The organism is Micromonospora sp. BL4 (genome assembly GCF_003667505.1).
GTDB lineage: Bacteria > Actinomycetota > Actinomycetes > Mycobacteriales > Micromonosporaceae > Micromonospora.
In genome coordinates this window covers 1-14,190 of the sequence record NZ_RCVJ01000211.1, presented here as the reverse complement: position 1 = coordinate 14,190, position 14,190 = coordinate 1, and the positions used below count along the sequence as shown (strand labels likewise).

Sequence of the window (14,190 nt, the reverse complement as noted above, 5' to 3'; positions counted from 1 at the left end):
CAGTTCGCCGACCCGACGCAGGGCGGCCCCGCCTCCGGGGCCCTTCCCGCCGTCGCCGGGCTGGTATCCCCCGCCCTGGCAGCAGAGCAGCCCCGGGGCCCCGCCACCGCCGCCGCAGCCGTACCAGGAGGCGGCCGGGGTGACCCGGGTGCCGGACACCGGCTATCCGGACGCCACCTGGGAACCGGAGACCACCGCGGCCCCGACCGCGGAGGACTTCGCCCGGCGCCGGCAGGTACGGCCCGCCGATCCGGTGGCCACGATGGGCGTCCGCGCGGTGGTCAACAAGATGGGCCTGCTCCGGCTGGCTCCCGGCCGGCACGAGCAGGAGCTGAAGCGGGACATCGAGATGGTGCGCCGCAACTTCGGCGGGCTTCGGCAGGTGACCGTGGTCAACCCCAAGGGCGGCGCCGGCAAGACGGTGGCCATCCTGCTCCTCGCGATGACGTTCGGCCAGAAGCGTGGCGGCTACGTGCTGGCCTGGGACAACAACGAGACCCAGGGCACTCTCGGGATGCGCGCCCAGCAGGACTTCCACTCCCGCACGGTGCGGGACATGCTGCGCGACCTCGGGCAGTTCCAGGGCGCGCACGGGCGGGTCGGTGACCTGTCGCAGTACGTCCGCTCGCAGGGCGAGGGGATGTTCGACGTGCTCGCCTCGGACGAGTCGGCCACCGGCGGCGAGATGCTCACCGCGGCCGCGTTCGCCGAGATCCGCGAGGTGGTCAGCCGGTTCTACAAGCTGATCTTCGTGGACACCGGGAACAACGTCCGGGCGCAGAACTGGCAGGCCTCGATGGACGCCACCGACCAACTGGTCGTCACCATGTCCGCCCGTAACGACTCGGCGGAGACCGCCGCACGGATGCTCGACCACCTGGAGCAGAGCGGCCGGCAACGGCTGGTCCGGCAGGCGGTGACGGTGGTGTCCATGCCGCCGTCCCGCAAGGAGATCGACCTGCCGGCCATCCAGGAGCACTTCGCGGCCCGGACCAGGGCGGTGCTGCTGGCGCCGTACGAGCGGCTCATCGACAGCGGCGAGCCGATCCGGTACGGGGGACTCTCCTCGGCCACCCGGGACGCCTGGCTGAAGATCGCCGCTGCGGTCGCCGAGGGGTTGTAGCCCGCCGACGCTCGGCCCGGCACTGTGCGGGGCCGAGCGTCGGCGCGGGTGTCAGTTGCTGGCCAGCGCGTCGGCGGCCGCCGGGTCACAGTCGCGGAGGAACTGGGCACACCGGGCCGCCTCGTCGGCCTCGCCGATCTCGTCGGCGGCCCGGGAGAGCACGTAAAGGCAGCGGAGGAACCCCCGGTTCGGCTCGTGCGACCACGGCACCGGGCCGTGGCCCTTCCAGCCGCTACGGCGCAACTGGTCCAGGCCCCGGTGGTAGCCGGTGCGCGCGTAGGCGTACGCCGTCACCACCTGGCCCTGCGCGAACGACCGGGCCGCGAGTTCGGCCCAGGCGGCGCTGTAGGTCGGGAAGTGAGCCGCCACCTCGGCGTACGCCTGGTCGCTGCCGGCCTGTTCGGCGGCGGCCAGGGCCGCGTCGGCCTCGTCGTGCGCGGGCAGGAGGGTGGCCGGTGGCTCTGGCAACAGGTTCTGCATCGTCCCATTCAACCCGCTGGACAGTGCGACGCGCGAGCGGGTCGGCCGATGCGCTCCGCTGAACGGCTGAGGAGTTGGTCACGCCTGCGGCCTATGCCGCCGCCAGGTGTTTTCCATTACAACTAATGGTCCGGAGCCTCCCCAGGACCCGGTTAAGCAGGAGCCCGGTGGCCACGGCCGCCGGGCTCCTGTCGGTTTCCGCCCGGCCGGGGTTTGGCCGTCCCCGCCGGAGGGGCAGGATGGCCGGGTGCCGACCCCACCTCCCGCGGACGTCATCGAGCCGCACCTGCACGTCAACGAGGTCCAGACCCGCGACGAGTTCGACCAGCAGCTGGCCACCGGCCGCCTGACCGGGCTGACCGTGCAGGGGCTCCGCCTCGACCTGGCCCCGGTGCCCGACCTGACCGGCGTCGAGGTCACCGGAACTCTCTTCGTCGGGTGCCGGTTCGCCTCCCGGGAGGTCGGCGCCGACCTGGTCCGGCGTGGCGCGAACGTGGTGCCGCCGTTCTCCGGGCTGCCGTACCCGACCCAGCCGGCGCACCTCTACACCCCGGAGGAACTGGCCGCCGGGTTCGCCGAGGGCGGGTTCACCGGGATGTACGACACCCGGGTGTACGAGCACTACCGGGCGCACGGCGGCGCGCTGCCGGACGTCAAGGAAGCCCTCGGCCAGCGTCTGCACGACCACGGCGTGGACAACGCTCTGGCCGACGCCACCCGGGCCTGGTTGGCCGAGCACGGGCCGCAGTCGGTGGTGGGCATCATGGGCGGGCACGCGGTGCGGCGCGGCAGCCCGGCGTACCGGATGGCGGCCGTGCTGGGTTGGGAGCTGGCCCGGGCCGACCGGCTGGTCGTGACTGGCGGCGGTCCCGGGGTGATGGAGGCGGCGAACCTCGGCGCCTACCTGGCGGACCAGCCGGCGGCGGAGTTGACGGCGGCGATCGACCTGCTGGCCACCGCGCCGGACTTCACCGACCACCAGCGGTACACGGCCGTGGCGTTGACGGTCCGGCAGCGGTACGCGGGCGTGCCCCGGCAGCGTGGCGCCGACGCGGGGTGGGCGCGGGCCGGCGGGCTGGCCATCCCGACCTGGCTGTACGGGCACGAGCCGGCGAACCTGTTCGCGGGACGGATCGCGAAGTACTTCTCGAACGCGATCCGGGAGGACACGATCCTGCGGCTCGCCCGGGGTGGCATCGTGTTCGCCCCCGGGCGGGCGGGCACGGTGCAGGAGGTGTTCCAGGCGGCGACCAAGACCTACTACGGCACCGACGGTGTCAGCGGCGCCTACATCTTCCTGGACCGCGCGTACTGGACCGTGGAGCTGCCGGTGGAGGCGTTGCTGCGCCCGCTGCTGGCCGCCTCCCCGTTCGGTGACCTGTCGCCGACGATCCACCTGACCGACGACGTCCACGAGGCCGTCCGGCTGCTCACCGCGTCCGCCTGACGAGACGGCGACGGCCGGCTCCCCGAGGGGAACCGGCCGTCGTGGACGTCGTTACTTGGACATCGTGGTGCCGGTGGAGCGCAGGTGCTCGCACGCCTCGACGACCCGGGCGGCCAGGCCGGCCTCGGCGGCCTTGCCCCAGGCGCGCGGGTCGTACTGCTTCTTGTTGCCGACCTCGCCGTCGATCTTCAGCACGCCGTCGTAGTTGCGCAGCATGTGGTCGGCGACGGGCCGGGTGAAGGCGTACTGGGTGTCGGTGTCGATGTTCATCTTCACCACGCCGTAGTCGAGAGCCTCACGGATCTCGCTCAGCAGGGAGCCCGAGCCGCCGTGGAAGACCAGGCTGAGCGGCTTCTCCTTGCCGTACTTGGCGCCGACCGCCTCCTGGATCTGGTTGAGGATCTCGGGACGGAGCTTGACGTTGCCCGGCTTGTAGACGCCGTGCACGTTGCCGAAGGTCAGCGCCGCCATGTAGCGGCCCTTCTCGCCGAGACCGAGGGCCTCGACCATGGCCAGGCCGTCCTCGGTGGTGGTGTAGAGCTTGTCGTTGATGGCGTTCTCGACGCCGTCCTCCTCGCCGCCGACGACGCCGACCTCGATCTCAAGGACGATCTTGGCCTTGGCGGCCTCGTCGAGGAGCTGGGAGGCGATCTGGAGGTTCTCCGCCACCGGCACGGCCGACCCGTCCCACATGTGCGACTGGTACAGCGGCTGCTCGCCGCGCTTCACCCGCTCCTGCGAGATGCCCATCAGCGGCCGGACGAAGCCGTCCAGCTTGTCCTTCGGGCAGTGATCGGTGTGCAGCGCGATGTTGACCGGGTACTTCTTGGCCACCTCGTGCGCGTACGCGGCGAACGCCACCGCGCCGGTGACCATGTCCTTGATCGAGGGGCCGGACAGGTACTCGGCGCCACCGGTGGAGACCTGGATGATGCCGTCGCTCTCCGCGTCGGCGAAGCCCTTGAGCGCCGCGTTCAGCGTCTGGGAGGAGGTCACGTTGATCGCGGGGTACGCGTACCGGCCAGCCTTGGCGCGGTCCAGCATCTCCGCGTAAGCCTCGGGGGAAGCGATGGGCATGTCGAACGCTCCTTACTTACCACTCTCGGCCGTGCTGGCCGCTGTTGTTCACGAGTGCGCCGGACCGCGCTGTCCTCCGCGGGCAGTATCCCGTAGGTGAGGTGTGCAGGAGAAACCGGCCCGGGTGGTGGCCGGGGATCCGGTCACCGGCTGTCCAGGCGGTCGGGCACGATCACGCTGATCAGCCAGGTGACCACGGTCATCACGATGGCTCCCCAGAACGCCGCCCAGAAACCGTCCACCTGGAACGGCAGGTCGAGCCCGCGGGCGATCCGGTCGGTGAGCAGGAACAGCAGCGCGTTGACCACCAGCGCGAACAGACCGAGGGTCAGCAGGTAGAACACGCAGCCGACCACCCTGATCACCGGCTTGAGCACCGCGTTGATCACACCGAAGATCAGCGCGACCACGATCAGCGTGAGCACCGTGTTGCCACCCGAGCGACCGTGCACCTCGACCCCGGGCACGATCAGCGTGGTCACCCACAACGCGACCGCGGTGATCGCCAGCCGGATCAGGAAGCCCACGGCCCCATCCTGGCACCGGGCCGCACCGCCCACGGGTGATTCGGCCGACTCGACTTCCGCGCGGCGCCGGCACAGCCCGTACGGTGGGTGGGACCGTGCACCCGAGCCCCCGGGAGGAACGATGGGTCAGCCCGATGAGGACTTCACCCCCGGCGACCACCTGGCCGCGGACGAACGCGACCCCGAGGCGGACCCGGCCGACGCGGTCGAGCAGGCCGCGGTGGTCGGTCCCGCCGACGTCGACGGGGAGCCGCACCGCGGCCTGGAGGTCGACGACTGGGACGCGATGGAGCAGGCCCGGGTGGTCACCGGGGACGACGACGACTACCGCTGACATCGCGCCCCCGACGAGCGTCAGCCGACCGGGTCGACCCGCTCCGGGTGGCGGGCCACCCAGTCGCCGAGCCGATCCTCGCGCAGGGCGGTCAGGAACTCCGGGGCGAGCGCCGGGTCGGCGCGCAGATACCGGTCCCGCCCGGTCGGTTCGCTGATCGGCAGGCTGAGCCCGACCGGGTCGACCGATCGCAGTGTGGGGACGAGCCGCAGCAGGTCCAGCATGGTGGCCCCGTCGGGCGCCACCACGAGCTCCGGGCCAACGGTGTCCAGCAACTTCGAGAGTCGTACCGGGTTGGTGAGCACGCCCTTTTCACTGGCCTGGCGGACCAGTCCGGCGGCGAAGAGCCGGGCGTTGTGGTCCCGGTCCTGACTGCCCTGGACCAGCCCACGTCGCTGGCGGAGCAGGTCGACCGAGGCGGCGCCGTCGAGACGCTGACAGCCGGCCGGGAAGAGCTTCCCGGTGTGTACCGAACGCACCCGCTGGGAGAGGCAGACCGGCACCCCGTCCACCGCGTCGGTGAGTGTGCGCAGCGCGCGGTACGTCAGCACGAAGCCGGTGTCCAGCCGCACCCCGGTCAGGTCGGTGACCGTCTGCCGGGTCAGCTCGTACCCCTTGGTCAGATCCGGCCGGTCACCGCCCGCTCCGAACGGGAAGGCGGCGTTCAGCTTGTCGCTCCCGTGACCGGGGATCGGCACCTTCAGGTCACGCGGCAGGGAGACCAGGTACGGACGGCTGCGGTCGGCCGGGATGTGCAGCAGCAGCACCGAATCGGCCAACGGTGGTTGCGACTTGTGGCTGTCGACGCCGAGCAGCAGGATGTTCAGCGCACCCGTCACCACCGGCCCGCTCGTTTCGCCGGTCGACCCGGCGGCCTGCGGCGGCCCGGAACGCTCCGGGGTGAACAGGGGCACCCCGATCCCGAGTACGCCGAGCAGCGCCAGCGCCGTACCACCGACCTGCCACCGGCGGCGGCGTCGCCGTCGGCCGGTCGCCAGCCGGTCGATCGCGGCCCGCAGCGGGCCGGTCGGCGGGGTCAACTGCTCGTGCCGGGTGAACGCGGCACGCAGGTCGTCCTCGATCATGAGCAGGCCTCCACGTACTCGGCCCGGAGCGTGGCCAGGGCGCGCGAGATGGACGAACGTACGGTCCCGACGGCGCAGCCGAGGATGTCGGCGATCTCGGCGTCGGGCAGGTCCTCGTAGTACCGCAGCACCAGGGTGGCCCGCTGCCGGCGCGGCAGCCGGGACAGCCAGGACCAGATCTGGTCCCGGTCCACGGCGGACTGGGCATGGTCGGTGGGCGCCGGCACCGCCTCGTCGGGTTCCCCGCGCAGCAGCACCCGGCGCATCCAGGAGCCACGCCGCCAGTCGACGTACTGGTTGGTGAGCATCCGGCGCACGTAACGCTCCGGTGAGTCCGCTCGGGCGACCCGTCGCCAGTTGAGCTGGACCCGGACCATCGTCTCCTGCACCAGATCCTGCGCCTGGTGCGGGTCGCCGGTGAGCATCACCGCGTACCGCAGCAGCGGTGCCAGTCGCGTGTCCGCGAACTCCTCGTACGTCACTGCACCTCCCGAAGCTCCTGCCTCAGATGACGGGAGCGGGGCGATCGAACATTGCGGTGACGCTGATCAACCTTTCGGCCGGTCTTGTCATCCGGCTGGCCGCTCGGGGCGGCGGCAAACCTTAGTGACTCCTTAGGATCCGCAGGCTCCACCTGAATCCCCCTCTGGAGGAAACCCCTCATGCTCACCCATTCCACCCGGCGCTGGCTCGCCGGACTGGGCGTAGCAGGCGCGTTCGTCGCCGCCTCCGCCAGTCCGGCCGTCGCCCAAGAGGCCAAGCCTCAGCTCAGCATCTACTTCGGCGACAACACCATCGCCACCGACACGACCGGCAAGATCGACGGCACCATCCTCTACAGCACCGCGCCCGTTGTGCTGCAGGGAGTGACGGTTCGGTACGACTACCGCGACCTGGCCGGCAAGGCGACTCTCACCGAGGAGGGTGAGTCGGCCGACGACTGCACCTCCCCCGAGAAGGGCATCCTGGTCTGCACCGAACGCTTCGAGGTCGGGATCGAGGACGGTTGGGGCCTCGGCGGCCTGGCACCAGTGGTGATCGCGCCGACTGATGCCGCCAAGGAAGGCGACGTCGGCGCACTCAAGGTGACTCTCTCGGCGGACGGATTCGACGCCGTCAGCCACGAGGCAAAGGTGCGTGTCGGCGAGGGTGTCGACCTCGCCGGAGCTGACCCCGTTGCGGTGTCCGGCAGGCCGGGTGCGAAGATCAGCGCCCCTTTGAAGGTGTCGAACGCAGGAGAGACGCCGGCCAAGGGCGTCAGCGTCGTCTTCTTCAACGACTACGGCATCCAGGCCGACAAGCGATACAGCAACTGCACGTACGTCGACAACTCACTGCGCAGCTGCACCTTCGACCAGGAACTGGCGAAGGGGGCAAGCTACAGCACTCCGCTCGAGTACCGGATCGCCAAGGACGCATACGCCCCGGGCTTCGAATACGGCGAGCACAACTGGATGACCATCGCGGAGTACGAGGACTTCCGGTCGTACCTGGAAACCAACGGCTTCTCGCTGGGCAAGCCGGGTGACGGCGACGTGCTGACCCTGAGCGAGGCCGGCAAGTCGGCACGCGGTGTCCAGGCGGACAAGAACCCGGACAACAACTGGTCCCACGTCGAAGTCACGGTCACCGGCAAGAACGGCACCGATCTGGCCGCCATCGGCGACAACGTGAAGGGCGCGGCGGGCGCCAAGGTGACCGCCACTGTCGGCTTCCGCAACAACGGTCCAGCCACGCTGGACTACACCCGGGGGAACTCCTCGGTCACGCACATGACCGTCGGCATCCCCACCGGGGTCACCGTCGTCGAGGCGCCGGAGACCTGTGCGCCGGTCGAGGGCGACCAGTACGGCGAGCTGGGCGAAGTCGGCGGCCGGCAGTACCGGTGCATCCCCTCGCCGTTCATCAAGGCCGGCGACGAGGAGAAGGTGACCTTCGGGCTGCGCATCGACAAGGTCATCCCCGACGCTGCAGGCACCGTGAAGGTCAACGTTCCGTGTGAGTGCGACGGCGGCTTCTACGCCGACCTGAAGCCGGCCAACGACACCGCGAAGATCCTGGTGAACGCGACCGGCGGCGACGGCGGCCAGGGCGGCGGCGATGACGACGGCGGGCTGCCGGTCACCGGTCAGTCCACCGGGCTGATCGCCGGCCTCGGCGCGCTGCTGCTCGCCGCGGGCGTCGGCGGCTACCTGGTGGCCAAGCGCCGCCGGACCCGCTTCGTCGCCTGATCCACCCCGCACCACCGGTGCCCCGTCGACCACCCGGTCGGCGGGGCACCGTCGTCGCTGGGCATGAACCCGGTCCGGCGCGTCCGGCGACCACGGCTTCGGTACCCTTTGTGGCCGTGGACACAGCTGAGAAGACCCGCACGCTCGCGGAGAGCGTCGCCCTGAACCCGCTCGACCCCAAGGAGCTGTTGCAGACCTTCGGGCTGATCGGCGTCTGGGTGATCCTCTTCGCCGAGACCGGCCTGCTGGTGGGCTTCTTCTTCCCCGGCGACTCGCTGCTGTTCCTGGCCGGGGTGGCCGCCTCGCCGGTGGCGGACGCCATCTTCGGCGACGGCACCCGGCTCTCCCTGGTCGGCCTGCTGATCGGCGGCCCGATCTGTGCGATCGTCGGCGCCCAGCTGGGGCACTGGCTCGGCGCACGGTACGGCCGGCGGATGTTCGAGCGGCCCAACTCCCGGCTCTTCAAGAAGGAGTACGTGGAGAAGGCGGAGTACTACTTCCAGAAGTTCGGCCCGGCGAAGGCCGTGGTGCTGGCCCGCTTCATCCCGATCGTCCGGACGTTCCTCAACCCGGTCGCCGGAGCGTTGGGCATGCCGGCCCGGCAGTTCCTGCTCTGGAACGTCGTCGGCGCGATTCTCTGGGTGGACGGCATCCTGCTGATCGGCTACCTGCTGGCGGAGCAGATCTACCAGGCCATCGGGGACAAGATCGACCACTACATCCTGCCGGTGGTGGCCCTGATCATCGTGATCTCGGTGTTGCCGATCTTCTTCGAGTTCCTCCGCGACCGGCGGGCCCGCAAGCGTGGCGAGGCCGTCGCGGTGGTTGCGGCCGCCAGTGCCGTCGGTGCGGTCGAAGCGGTCCGCGAGACGTTCGACCACGACGAGCACCCGCACGGCCGCCGGCGCCCGGAGCACGGCCAGGAGCGCTGAACCTCGGATACGACGACGGCCGGCCCCCTGGTGAGGGGGTCGGCCGTCGGCATGTCGGACCCGGCCTCCGGCGGTGCGGCCGGGGACGAGCAGGCGTCACCGAGCGGTGGCGCCACCCCTGGCTCGCCACCGAACACCATCCCGGCGCGGGACGGTGTGCAGCGCCTGCTTCAGCGGGCCTTCTTGGTGGCCCGCTTGCGCGGCGGGGTCAGCAGGTCGGCGATCGTCGCGATCGCACTCGGGACCAGCCGGTAGTACGCCCAGACACCGCGCTTCTCCCGCTCCAGCAAGCCGGCCTCGGTGAGGATACGCAGGTGGTGACTGACCGTCGGCTGAGAGAGGCCGAGGGGTGCCGTCAGGTCACAGACGCACGCCTCGCCCTCAGGGGCCGACTGGATCAGGCTGAGCAGCCGCAACCGAGCGGGATCGGCAAGGGCCTTGAGGACCCCCGCGAGACGCTCGGCATCGGCACGTTCGATCGGCTCGCCGGCAAGCGGCGAGATCTGAGGCATAGTCATTTCGGCCAACGCAGTTCCCACGTATTCCATCCTTCCACCAGCAGCATCGATCCGCCTGCATATCAGCAGATCCGAATCGGCAAACTTTTACGCCACAAGGCCGAGGTCAGCCAACGTATAGGCCGCCCGGTACGGCAATCCGGCGGCTCGCACCGCGTCGCCGGCGCCTCGATCAACAATAACCGCCACGCCCACGACTTCAGCTCCGGCCTCACGAAGCGCCTCGACGGCGGTCAACACACTTCCGCCTGTCGTGGACGTATCCTCCACCGCCAACACTCGGCGGCCGACCACCTCCGGTCCCTCGATCCGCCGTTGTAGACCGTGGGCCTTACCCGCCTTGCGCACCACAAAAGCGTCCAGGGCCCGACCGGTCGGAGCAGCGGCGTGCAGCATCGAGAGCGCGACGGGGTCCGCGCCCAGGGTGAGACCGCCGACGGCGTCGTACTCCCAGTCGGCGGTGAGGTCGAGCAGCACCCGACCGACCAACGGAGCGGCCTGGTGATGGAGCGTGACGCGACGCAGATCGACGTACCAGTCTGCCTCCCGCCCCGAGGAGAGCACGACCCGTCCGTGGACCACAGCCAGGTCGGTAATGAATTTACGCAGGTCGTCGTGGTCCCCCATGGCGATAGAGGTTACTGCGCAAGTCTGAACGCCGTGTGTGGGGTCCACCCTGATCAGCCCGGTGGGGGACAGATGGTTGGCGATGTTCGACTACGCTCAGCAATCGGCTCGGTTGCGGCGAGACAACGTGCCGGCACCGGCGCCGGGAGGCCGGGCGCCCGTACAGGCTCAGCGCTCGTCGCGACCGATCCTGCCGCGGGTGTCCCGCGCGACGGCCTGGAGCAGCCTGCGCGGCGCGTGCCGCAGACCGGCGACGGCCACTTTGTACTTCCACGCCGGAATGCTGACCAACTTGCCTTTGCCCAGGTCACGCAAGGCTTCGTCGACCACATCCTCGGCCCGCAGCCACATCCACTCCGGCGTCTTCGACATGTTGATGCCGGCCCGCTGATGGAACTCCGTGCGGGTGTAGCCGGGGCAGAGGGCCATCACCCGGACGCCGAAGGGGCGTGCCGACTGGCCCACCGACTCGCTGAAATTGGTGACCCACGCCTTGCTGGCCGAGTAGGTCGACCCCGGCATCACCGCGCCAAATCCGGCGACCGAAGAGACATTTATCACTGCCCCATCGCGCCGTTCGGTCATCGGTCGCAGCGCCGCCAGGGTCAGCCGCATCACCGCGTGCACGTTGAGCCGCAGCAGGCGGGCCTCGTCTTCGGCGGAGGAACGCAGGAACGGTTTGTTCAGGCTGATCCCGGCATTGTTGACCAGCAGGTGCACGGGGCTACCGTCGGCGAGTCGCCGCTCCACCACGGCGCAGCCGTCGTCCGTGGACAGATCCGCAGATATCGTCTCGATCTCGCGGCCGTGCCGGGAACCCAACTCGGCGGCCAGCTCGGTCAACCGGCCCGCGTCCCGGGCGACCAGCACCAGGTGCCAGCCGTCAGCGGCCAGCCGGCGGGTGAAGGCAGCGCCGATGCCGGCGGTGGCGCCGGTGATCAGGGCCCGTCGCTCGGCGGTCGCGGGGTCGAGCGTCACGGGCGGTCCTCACCTGGGCGGGTACGGGGGCGCGGTCTGCGCCGGCAGGGGCTGGTGCGGTGCGGGCGGGAACCCGGGTGGAGCGGACGGCACGGTCGGCGCTGTCGGGCGGCGTCGACCGAACCAGGCGTTGGCCGCCGGCAGGGCCAGCAGCGTAGCTACCACAAGGTAACCGAGGCCCTGTCCGACGGAAAGCCCCGCGTTGAGCGGGATCCACCACGACGGGTACGCGTCCCCGATCAGGCCCAGCAGTTCGGCGGTCGCCCGCTCACCGGCACCCAGCCGCAGCGGCGCGGCCCGTTCCCCGACGAGCACCGCCACGCTGCAGCAGCCGGCCAGCAGGCCGAGCCCGCAGACGACCCAGGTGGCCACCCGGACGCCGGCACGACCGGCCAGCAGCCCGATAGCCAAGCCGGCGAGCACCAGCGCGGAGAGCGCCGCCACCACCGCCGACACCGCCGCGGACGCGCGCAGCAGGGTCACCACATCGTCGATCTCCTGCGGAGTCGCCGAGGTCTCCCGGGCGGCGATGCGGAAGGCGTCGACCGTGCGGCCGAGCACCGCCAGGTCCACGACGGTGTACGCGAGTGCGACGACCGCCATCACCAGCAGCACGGCCGTGGCCAGCAGGACCACGACGGGCCGGCGCACCGGTGCCGATTCCGGGTACGACACGACGAATCCCTCCGGTAGGCGTCGGGTTGCAACCTACTCGGAGGGATCGTCGGCGTCGTGCTTATCGAGCGGTCAACTCGTCGACGGCGGGGTCGGCCCGGGACGGTCGGCCGGCGGCGTGTCGTCCGGTCGGTCCGTGCCGGACGGGCCCGACGAGGGCGTGGGGCCGGGCGGCGGCGGGTAACCCGGCTCCGACCCGGGCGTCTGACCCGGCGTCGACGGGTAGCCCGGCTCGCCACCTGACGGGTAGCCCGGCTGGCCAGGGGCCTGCGGGTAGCCCGGCTGGCCGGAGGCCTGCGGGTAACCCGGGTAGCTGGCACCCGGGGTCGGCGGCTCCCAACCCGCGGTGGGCTTGCGGAAGAACTCGTTGGCCTTCGGGAGCGCCAGCAGGATCAGCGCCGCGAGCAGCGCGAGCAGGCTGACCACGCCGAGCAGGAGGCTGACCGGGGTGATCCAGGAGGGCAGCGCCTCGTCCAGCCGGCGCTGGATCTCCTCGCCGCTCGGCATGTCGCCGCCGGTGTCCCCGCCGGTGGTGAAGCTGCCGGCGGCACCGCTGAGCAGGGTGCCACCCACGCAGCAGACCATGATGCCGCCGATGATCCAGGTGGTGATCCGGGCGCCGTTGCGGCCCTGGTTGTTGAGCAGGGCCAGCACACCCAGGACGACCGCGAGGAGCAGCAGGAGGATGCTGCTGCCGAGGCCGAAGGCGAAGAAGAAGTCCGCCACCTGGTCGGCGCCGTCGGCGGTACTGCCCTCGTACGCCTCGCGGAGCACGTCACGGGTCTTGCCAAGGGTGGCGAGGGTGAGGATCAGACTGATCACCTGGCACGCCAGGAACAGGAAGAGCAGATAGCTGGAAATCGTCACGATGGACGGCCGCTGACGGGCCGGCGTGCTCTGGGAATCGACCACGATTCTCCTTCCCTTAAGATCGCGCCCACACCGTATCGACAACTGGCCACTCTGGCATGCCGTGGCGAGCCCGGCGCGCCCGTCGGGTCCGGCTCAGCGCTCCTCGGCGGCGGGTTGAATCGTCAGCTCGGTCGGGTCGAGCAGGTCGCCGCGCGCGACCCGCCAGCCCTCCTCGCCGTACGCCTCGAAGGAGAGCCGCGCGCCGCCGCCGGACTGGTAGTCGTGGTAGCGCATCGTTCCGGCCGCCGGCAGCCCGGTCTCGCCGGTAGCGGTGTAGCGCGCCTGCCCGGTCTCGGCCCAGGTGTAGCGCCGCCCGCCGAGGTCGATGGTCGGGGCGCCCGGGGTGACGGTCGCGCCGGGTTCGGCGGTCCAGAGCACCAACTCCAGGTCGGGGCCGTCCTCCACGGACAGGCGGTGGCGGGTGCCGGAGGCGTCGTCGAGCAGGTGCTGCACCCAGCTCCAGTCCCCCTCGACCAGGCGGATCGTGCCGCTCACCGCGTACTCCCGCTCGCGGATCCGCACGCGGTCGCCCGGGGCCAGACGGTGCGGACCACCGCGCGCCGGTCGTCCGGTGGGCACCGCACGGCCGGGCCGGGTAGCCGCCCGCCGCCCGGCCCGCACGACGATCACGAGCACGACCACCGCCAGTACGGCCACCGCCGCCACCAGGTACGTCACCGACCGGTCCACCGACCACCTCCCCAGGTACGTCGGCGCAGACGGTAACAACCCCCGACACCGGAGCGACTCGCGTCGTGACGGAAAGCTCAGCTACTGACAGCGGCCGGGGTATCGCAAGGCGTGGCCGGCTGCGCTGTGGACAGCCCAGCGGATCGCCCTCGATCGATCATGCCGCGGCCAGGCGTTGGGTGGCGTAGTCGCCGAGGGTCGTCCGCCCCATCACGCAGCCCACGAAGGTGGTGAACTCGGTCCGGTCGTCCCGCAGCGACGTCCAGGCCGCCCGGGCCGCCGTCGGATCGAGCCGCTCCAGCAGAGTGGCGGCGTACGCCCGGCCGGCGGGTGAGCCCTCGGCCAGCACCCGGTCGAGCTGCCGGCGTACCTCCTCGGGGTGGTCGTCGAGGGCGGCCTCGACCCGGTGGTACGCCTCGGTCACCGGCAGCACCTCGCCCGCGAACCCGACGCCACCAAAGGCGAGCGTATCGGCGGCAACCAACTCGTCGGCGGCCGCGCCCAGTTCCCGTTCCCACTTCTTCCCGATGCCGAACATGCCCCCATCCTTTCCC

At 70.9% G+C, this 14,190-nt stretch carries 17 protein-coding genes; 5 read left to right on the top strand and 12 right to left on the bottom strand.

Going from position 1 to position 14,190, the window contains the following annotated elements; translation table 11 throughout:
• Positions 1-1,123 (top strand): MinD/ParA family protein (locus tag EAD89_RS27680; protein WP_368666378.1); only part of this gene is annotated, 1,123 nt, incomplete at its 5' end.
• Between the two features lie 51 nt (positions 1,124-1,174).
• Here EAD89_RS27680 and EAD89_RS27675 read toward each other — a convergent pair.
• On the bottom strand, positions 1,175-1,603 hold the full coding sequence (locus tag EAD89_RS27675; RefSeq protein ID WP_121656558.1) for a DUF3151 domain-containing protein: 429 nt from the start codon (positions 1,601-1,603) through the stop codon (positions 1,175-1,177).
• 247 nt (positions 1,604-1,850) lie between these two features.
• Between EAD89_RS27675 and EAD89_RS27670 the strand changes: the two genes are divergently transcribed.
• Complete coding sequence (locus EAD89_RS27670; protein ID WP_121677750.1) at positions 1,851-3,050, top strand: LOG family protein; 1,200 nt, start codon at positions 1,851-1,853, stop codon at positions 3,048-3,050.
• Positions 3,051-3,101: 51 nt separating this feature from the next.
• Here EAD89_RS27670 and fbaA read toward each other — a convergent pair whose 3' ends face one another.
• Entirely contained in the window at positions 3,102-4,127 is a 1,026-nt protein-coding gene (gene fbaA, locus EAD89_RS27665; protein WP_121656556.1) for a class II fructose-bisphosphate aldolase, read from the bottom strand.
• A gap of 143 nt (positions 4,128-4,270) precedes the next feature.
• A complete protein-coding gene (locus EAD89_RS27660) occupies positions 4,271-4,654 on the bottom strand; it encodes a phage holin family protein (RefSeq protein WP_121656555.1) in 384 nt (127 codons plus the stop codon).
• A gap of 121 nt (positions 4,655-4,775) precedes the next feature.
• Between EAD89_RS27660 and EAD89_RS27655 the strand changes: the two genes are divergently transcribed.
• A complete protein-coding gene (locus EAD89_RS27655) occupies positions 4,776-4,988 on the top strand; it encodes a hypothetical protein (RefSeq protein ID WP_121677749.1) in 213 nt (70 codons plus the stop codon).
• Between the two features lie 20 nt (positions 4,989-5,008).
• Here EAD89_RS27655 and EAD89_RS27650 read toward each other — a convergent pair whose 3' ends face one another.
• Both EAD89_RS27650 and EAD89_RS27645 read right to left on the bottom strand, forming a co-directional pair.
• Positions 5,009-6,073: an LCP family protein gene (locus EAD89_RS27650; protein WP_121677748.1), complete on the bottom strand. Its 1,065-nt coding sequence runs from the start codon at positions 6,071-6,073 to the stop codon at positions 5,009-5,011.
• On the bottom strand, positions 6,070-6,555 hold the full coding sequence (locus tag EAD89_RS27645; RefSeq protein WP_121656552.1) for a SigE family RNA polymerase sigma factor: 486 nt from the start codon (positions 6,553-6,555) through the stop codon (positions 6,070-6,072). Before EAD89_RS27645 ends, EAD89_RS27650 begins: the two co-directional genes overlap by 4 nt.
• A 180-nt stretch (positions 6,556-6,735) precedes the next feature.
• Between EAD89_RS27645 and EAD89_RS27640 the strand changes: the two genes are divergently transcribed.
• Together EAD89_RS27640 and EAD89_RS27635 are read left to right on the top strand one after the other, a co-directional pair.
• The gene (locus tag EAD89_RS27640) at positions 6,736-8,304 is read left to right on the top strand and encodes an LPXTG cell wall anchor domain-containing protein (protein WP_121677747.1); all 1,569 of its coding nucleotides are present in this window, start codon (positions 6,736-6,738) and stop codon (positions 8,302-8,304) included.
• A 110-nt stretch (positions 8,305-8,414) separates the two neighbouring features.
• Entirely contained in the window at positions 8,415-9,236 is an 822-nt protein-coding gene (locus EAD89_RS27635; protein ID WP_121656550.1) for a DedA family protein, read from the top strand.
• 170 nt (positions 9,237-9,406) lie between these two features.
• Here EAD89_RS27635 and EAD89_RS27630 read toward each other — a convergent pair whose 3' ends face one another.
• The 7 genes from EAD89_RS27630 to EAD89_RS27600 all read right to left on the bottom strand — a co-directional run.
• A complete protein-coding gene (locus tag EAD89_RS27630) occupies positions 9,407-9,784 on the bottom strand; it encodes a helix-turn-helix transcriptional regulator (protein WP_007454255.1) in 378 nt (125 codons plus the stop codon).
• A 57-nt stretch (positions 9,785-9,841) separates the two neighbouring features.
• The gene (pyrE, locus tag EAD89_RS27625) at positions 9,842-10,381 is read right to left on the bottom strand and encodes an orotate phosphoribosyltransferase (protein WP_121656549.1); all 540 of its coding nucleotides are present in this window, start codon (positions 10,379-10,381) and stop codon (positions 9,842-9,844) included.
• A 168-nt stretch (positions 10,382-10,549) separates the two neighbouring features.
• Positions 10,550-11,359 (bottom strand): SDR family oxidoreductase, encoded by an 810-nt coding sequence (locus EAD89_RS27620; protein WP_121677746.1) that lies wholly within the window; start codon positions 11,357-11,359, stop codon positions 10,550-10,552.
• A gap of 9 nt (positions 11,360-11,368) precedes the next feature.
• Positions 11,369-12,034: a hypothetical protein gene (locus tag EAD89_RS27615; protein ID WP_121677745.1), complete on the bottom strand. Its 666-nt coding sequence runs from the start codon at positions 12,032-12,034 to the stop codon at positions 11,369-11,371.
• 72 nt (positions 12,035-12,106) lie between these two features.
• On the bottom strand, positions 12,107-12,946 hold the full coding sequence (locus EAD89_RS27610) for a hypothetical protein (RefSeq protein WP_121677744.1): 840 nt from the start codon (positions 12,944-12,946) through the stop codon (positions 12,107-12,109).
• A gap of 93 nt (positions 12,947-13,039) precedes the next feature.
• Positions 13,040-13,636, bottom strand: a complete 597-nt coding sequence (locus EAD89_RS27605; protein WP_121677743.1) for a DUF4178 domain-containing protein — start codon at positions 13,634-13,636, stop codon at positions 13,040-13,042.
• Between the two features lie 157 nt (positions 13,637-13,793).
• On the bottom strand, positions 13,794-14,190 hold a 397-nt coding region (locus EAD89_RS27600; RefSeq protein ID WP_233579208.1), incomplete at its 5' end, for a hypothetical protein.

Excerpts from the sequence above, each read along its gene's own strand:
- EAD89_RS27640 (WP_121677747.1), top strand. The coding sequence starts at position 6,736 with ATGCTCACCCATTCCACCCGGCGCTGGCTCGCCGGACTGGGCGTAGCA.
- EAD89_RS27650 (WP_121677748.1), bottom strand. The coding sequence starts at position 6,073 with ATGATCGAGGACGACCTGCGTGCCGCGTTCACCCGGCACGAGCAGTTG.
- EAD89_RS27655 (WP_121677749.1), top strand. The coding sequence starts at position 4,776 with ATGGGTCAGCCCGATGAGGACTTCACCCCCGGCGACCACCTGGCCGCG.
- pyrE (WP_121656549.1), bottom strand. The coding sequence starts at position 10,381 with ATGGGGGACCACGACGACCTGCGTAAATTCATTACCGACCTGGCTGTG.
- EAD89_RS27675 (WP_121656558.1), bottom strand. The coding sequence starts at position 1,603 with ATGCAGAACCTGTTGCCAGAGCCACCGGCCACCCTCCTGCCCGCGCAC.
- fbaA (WP_121656556.1), bottom strand. The coding sequence starts at position 4,127 with ATGCCCATCGCTTCCCCCGAGGCTTACGCGGAGATGCTGGACCGCGCC.
- EAD89_RS27630 (WP_007454255.1), bottom strand. The coding sequence starts at position 9,784 with ATGGAATACGTGGGAACTGCGTTGGCCGAAATGACTATGCCTCAGATC.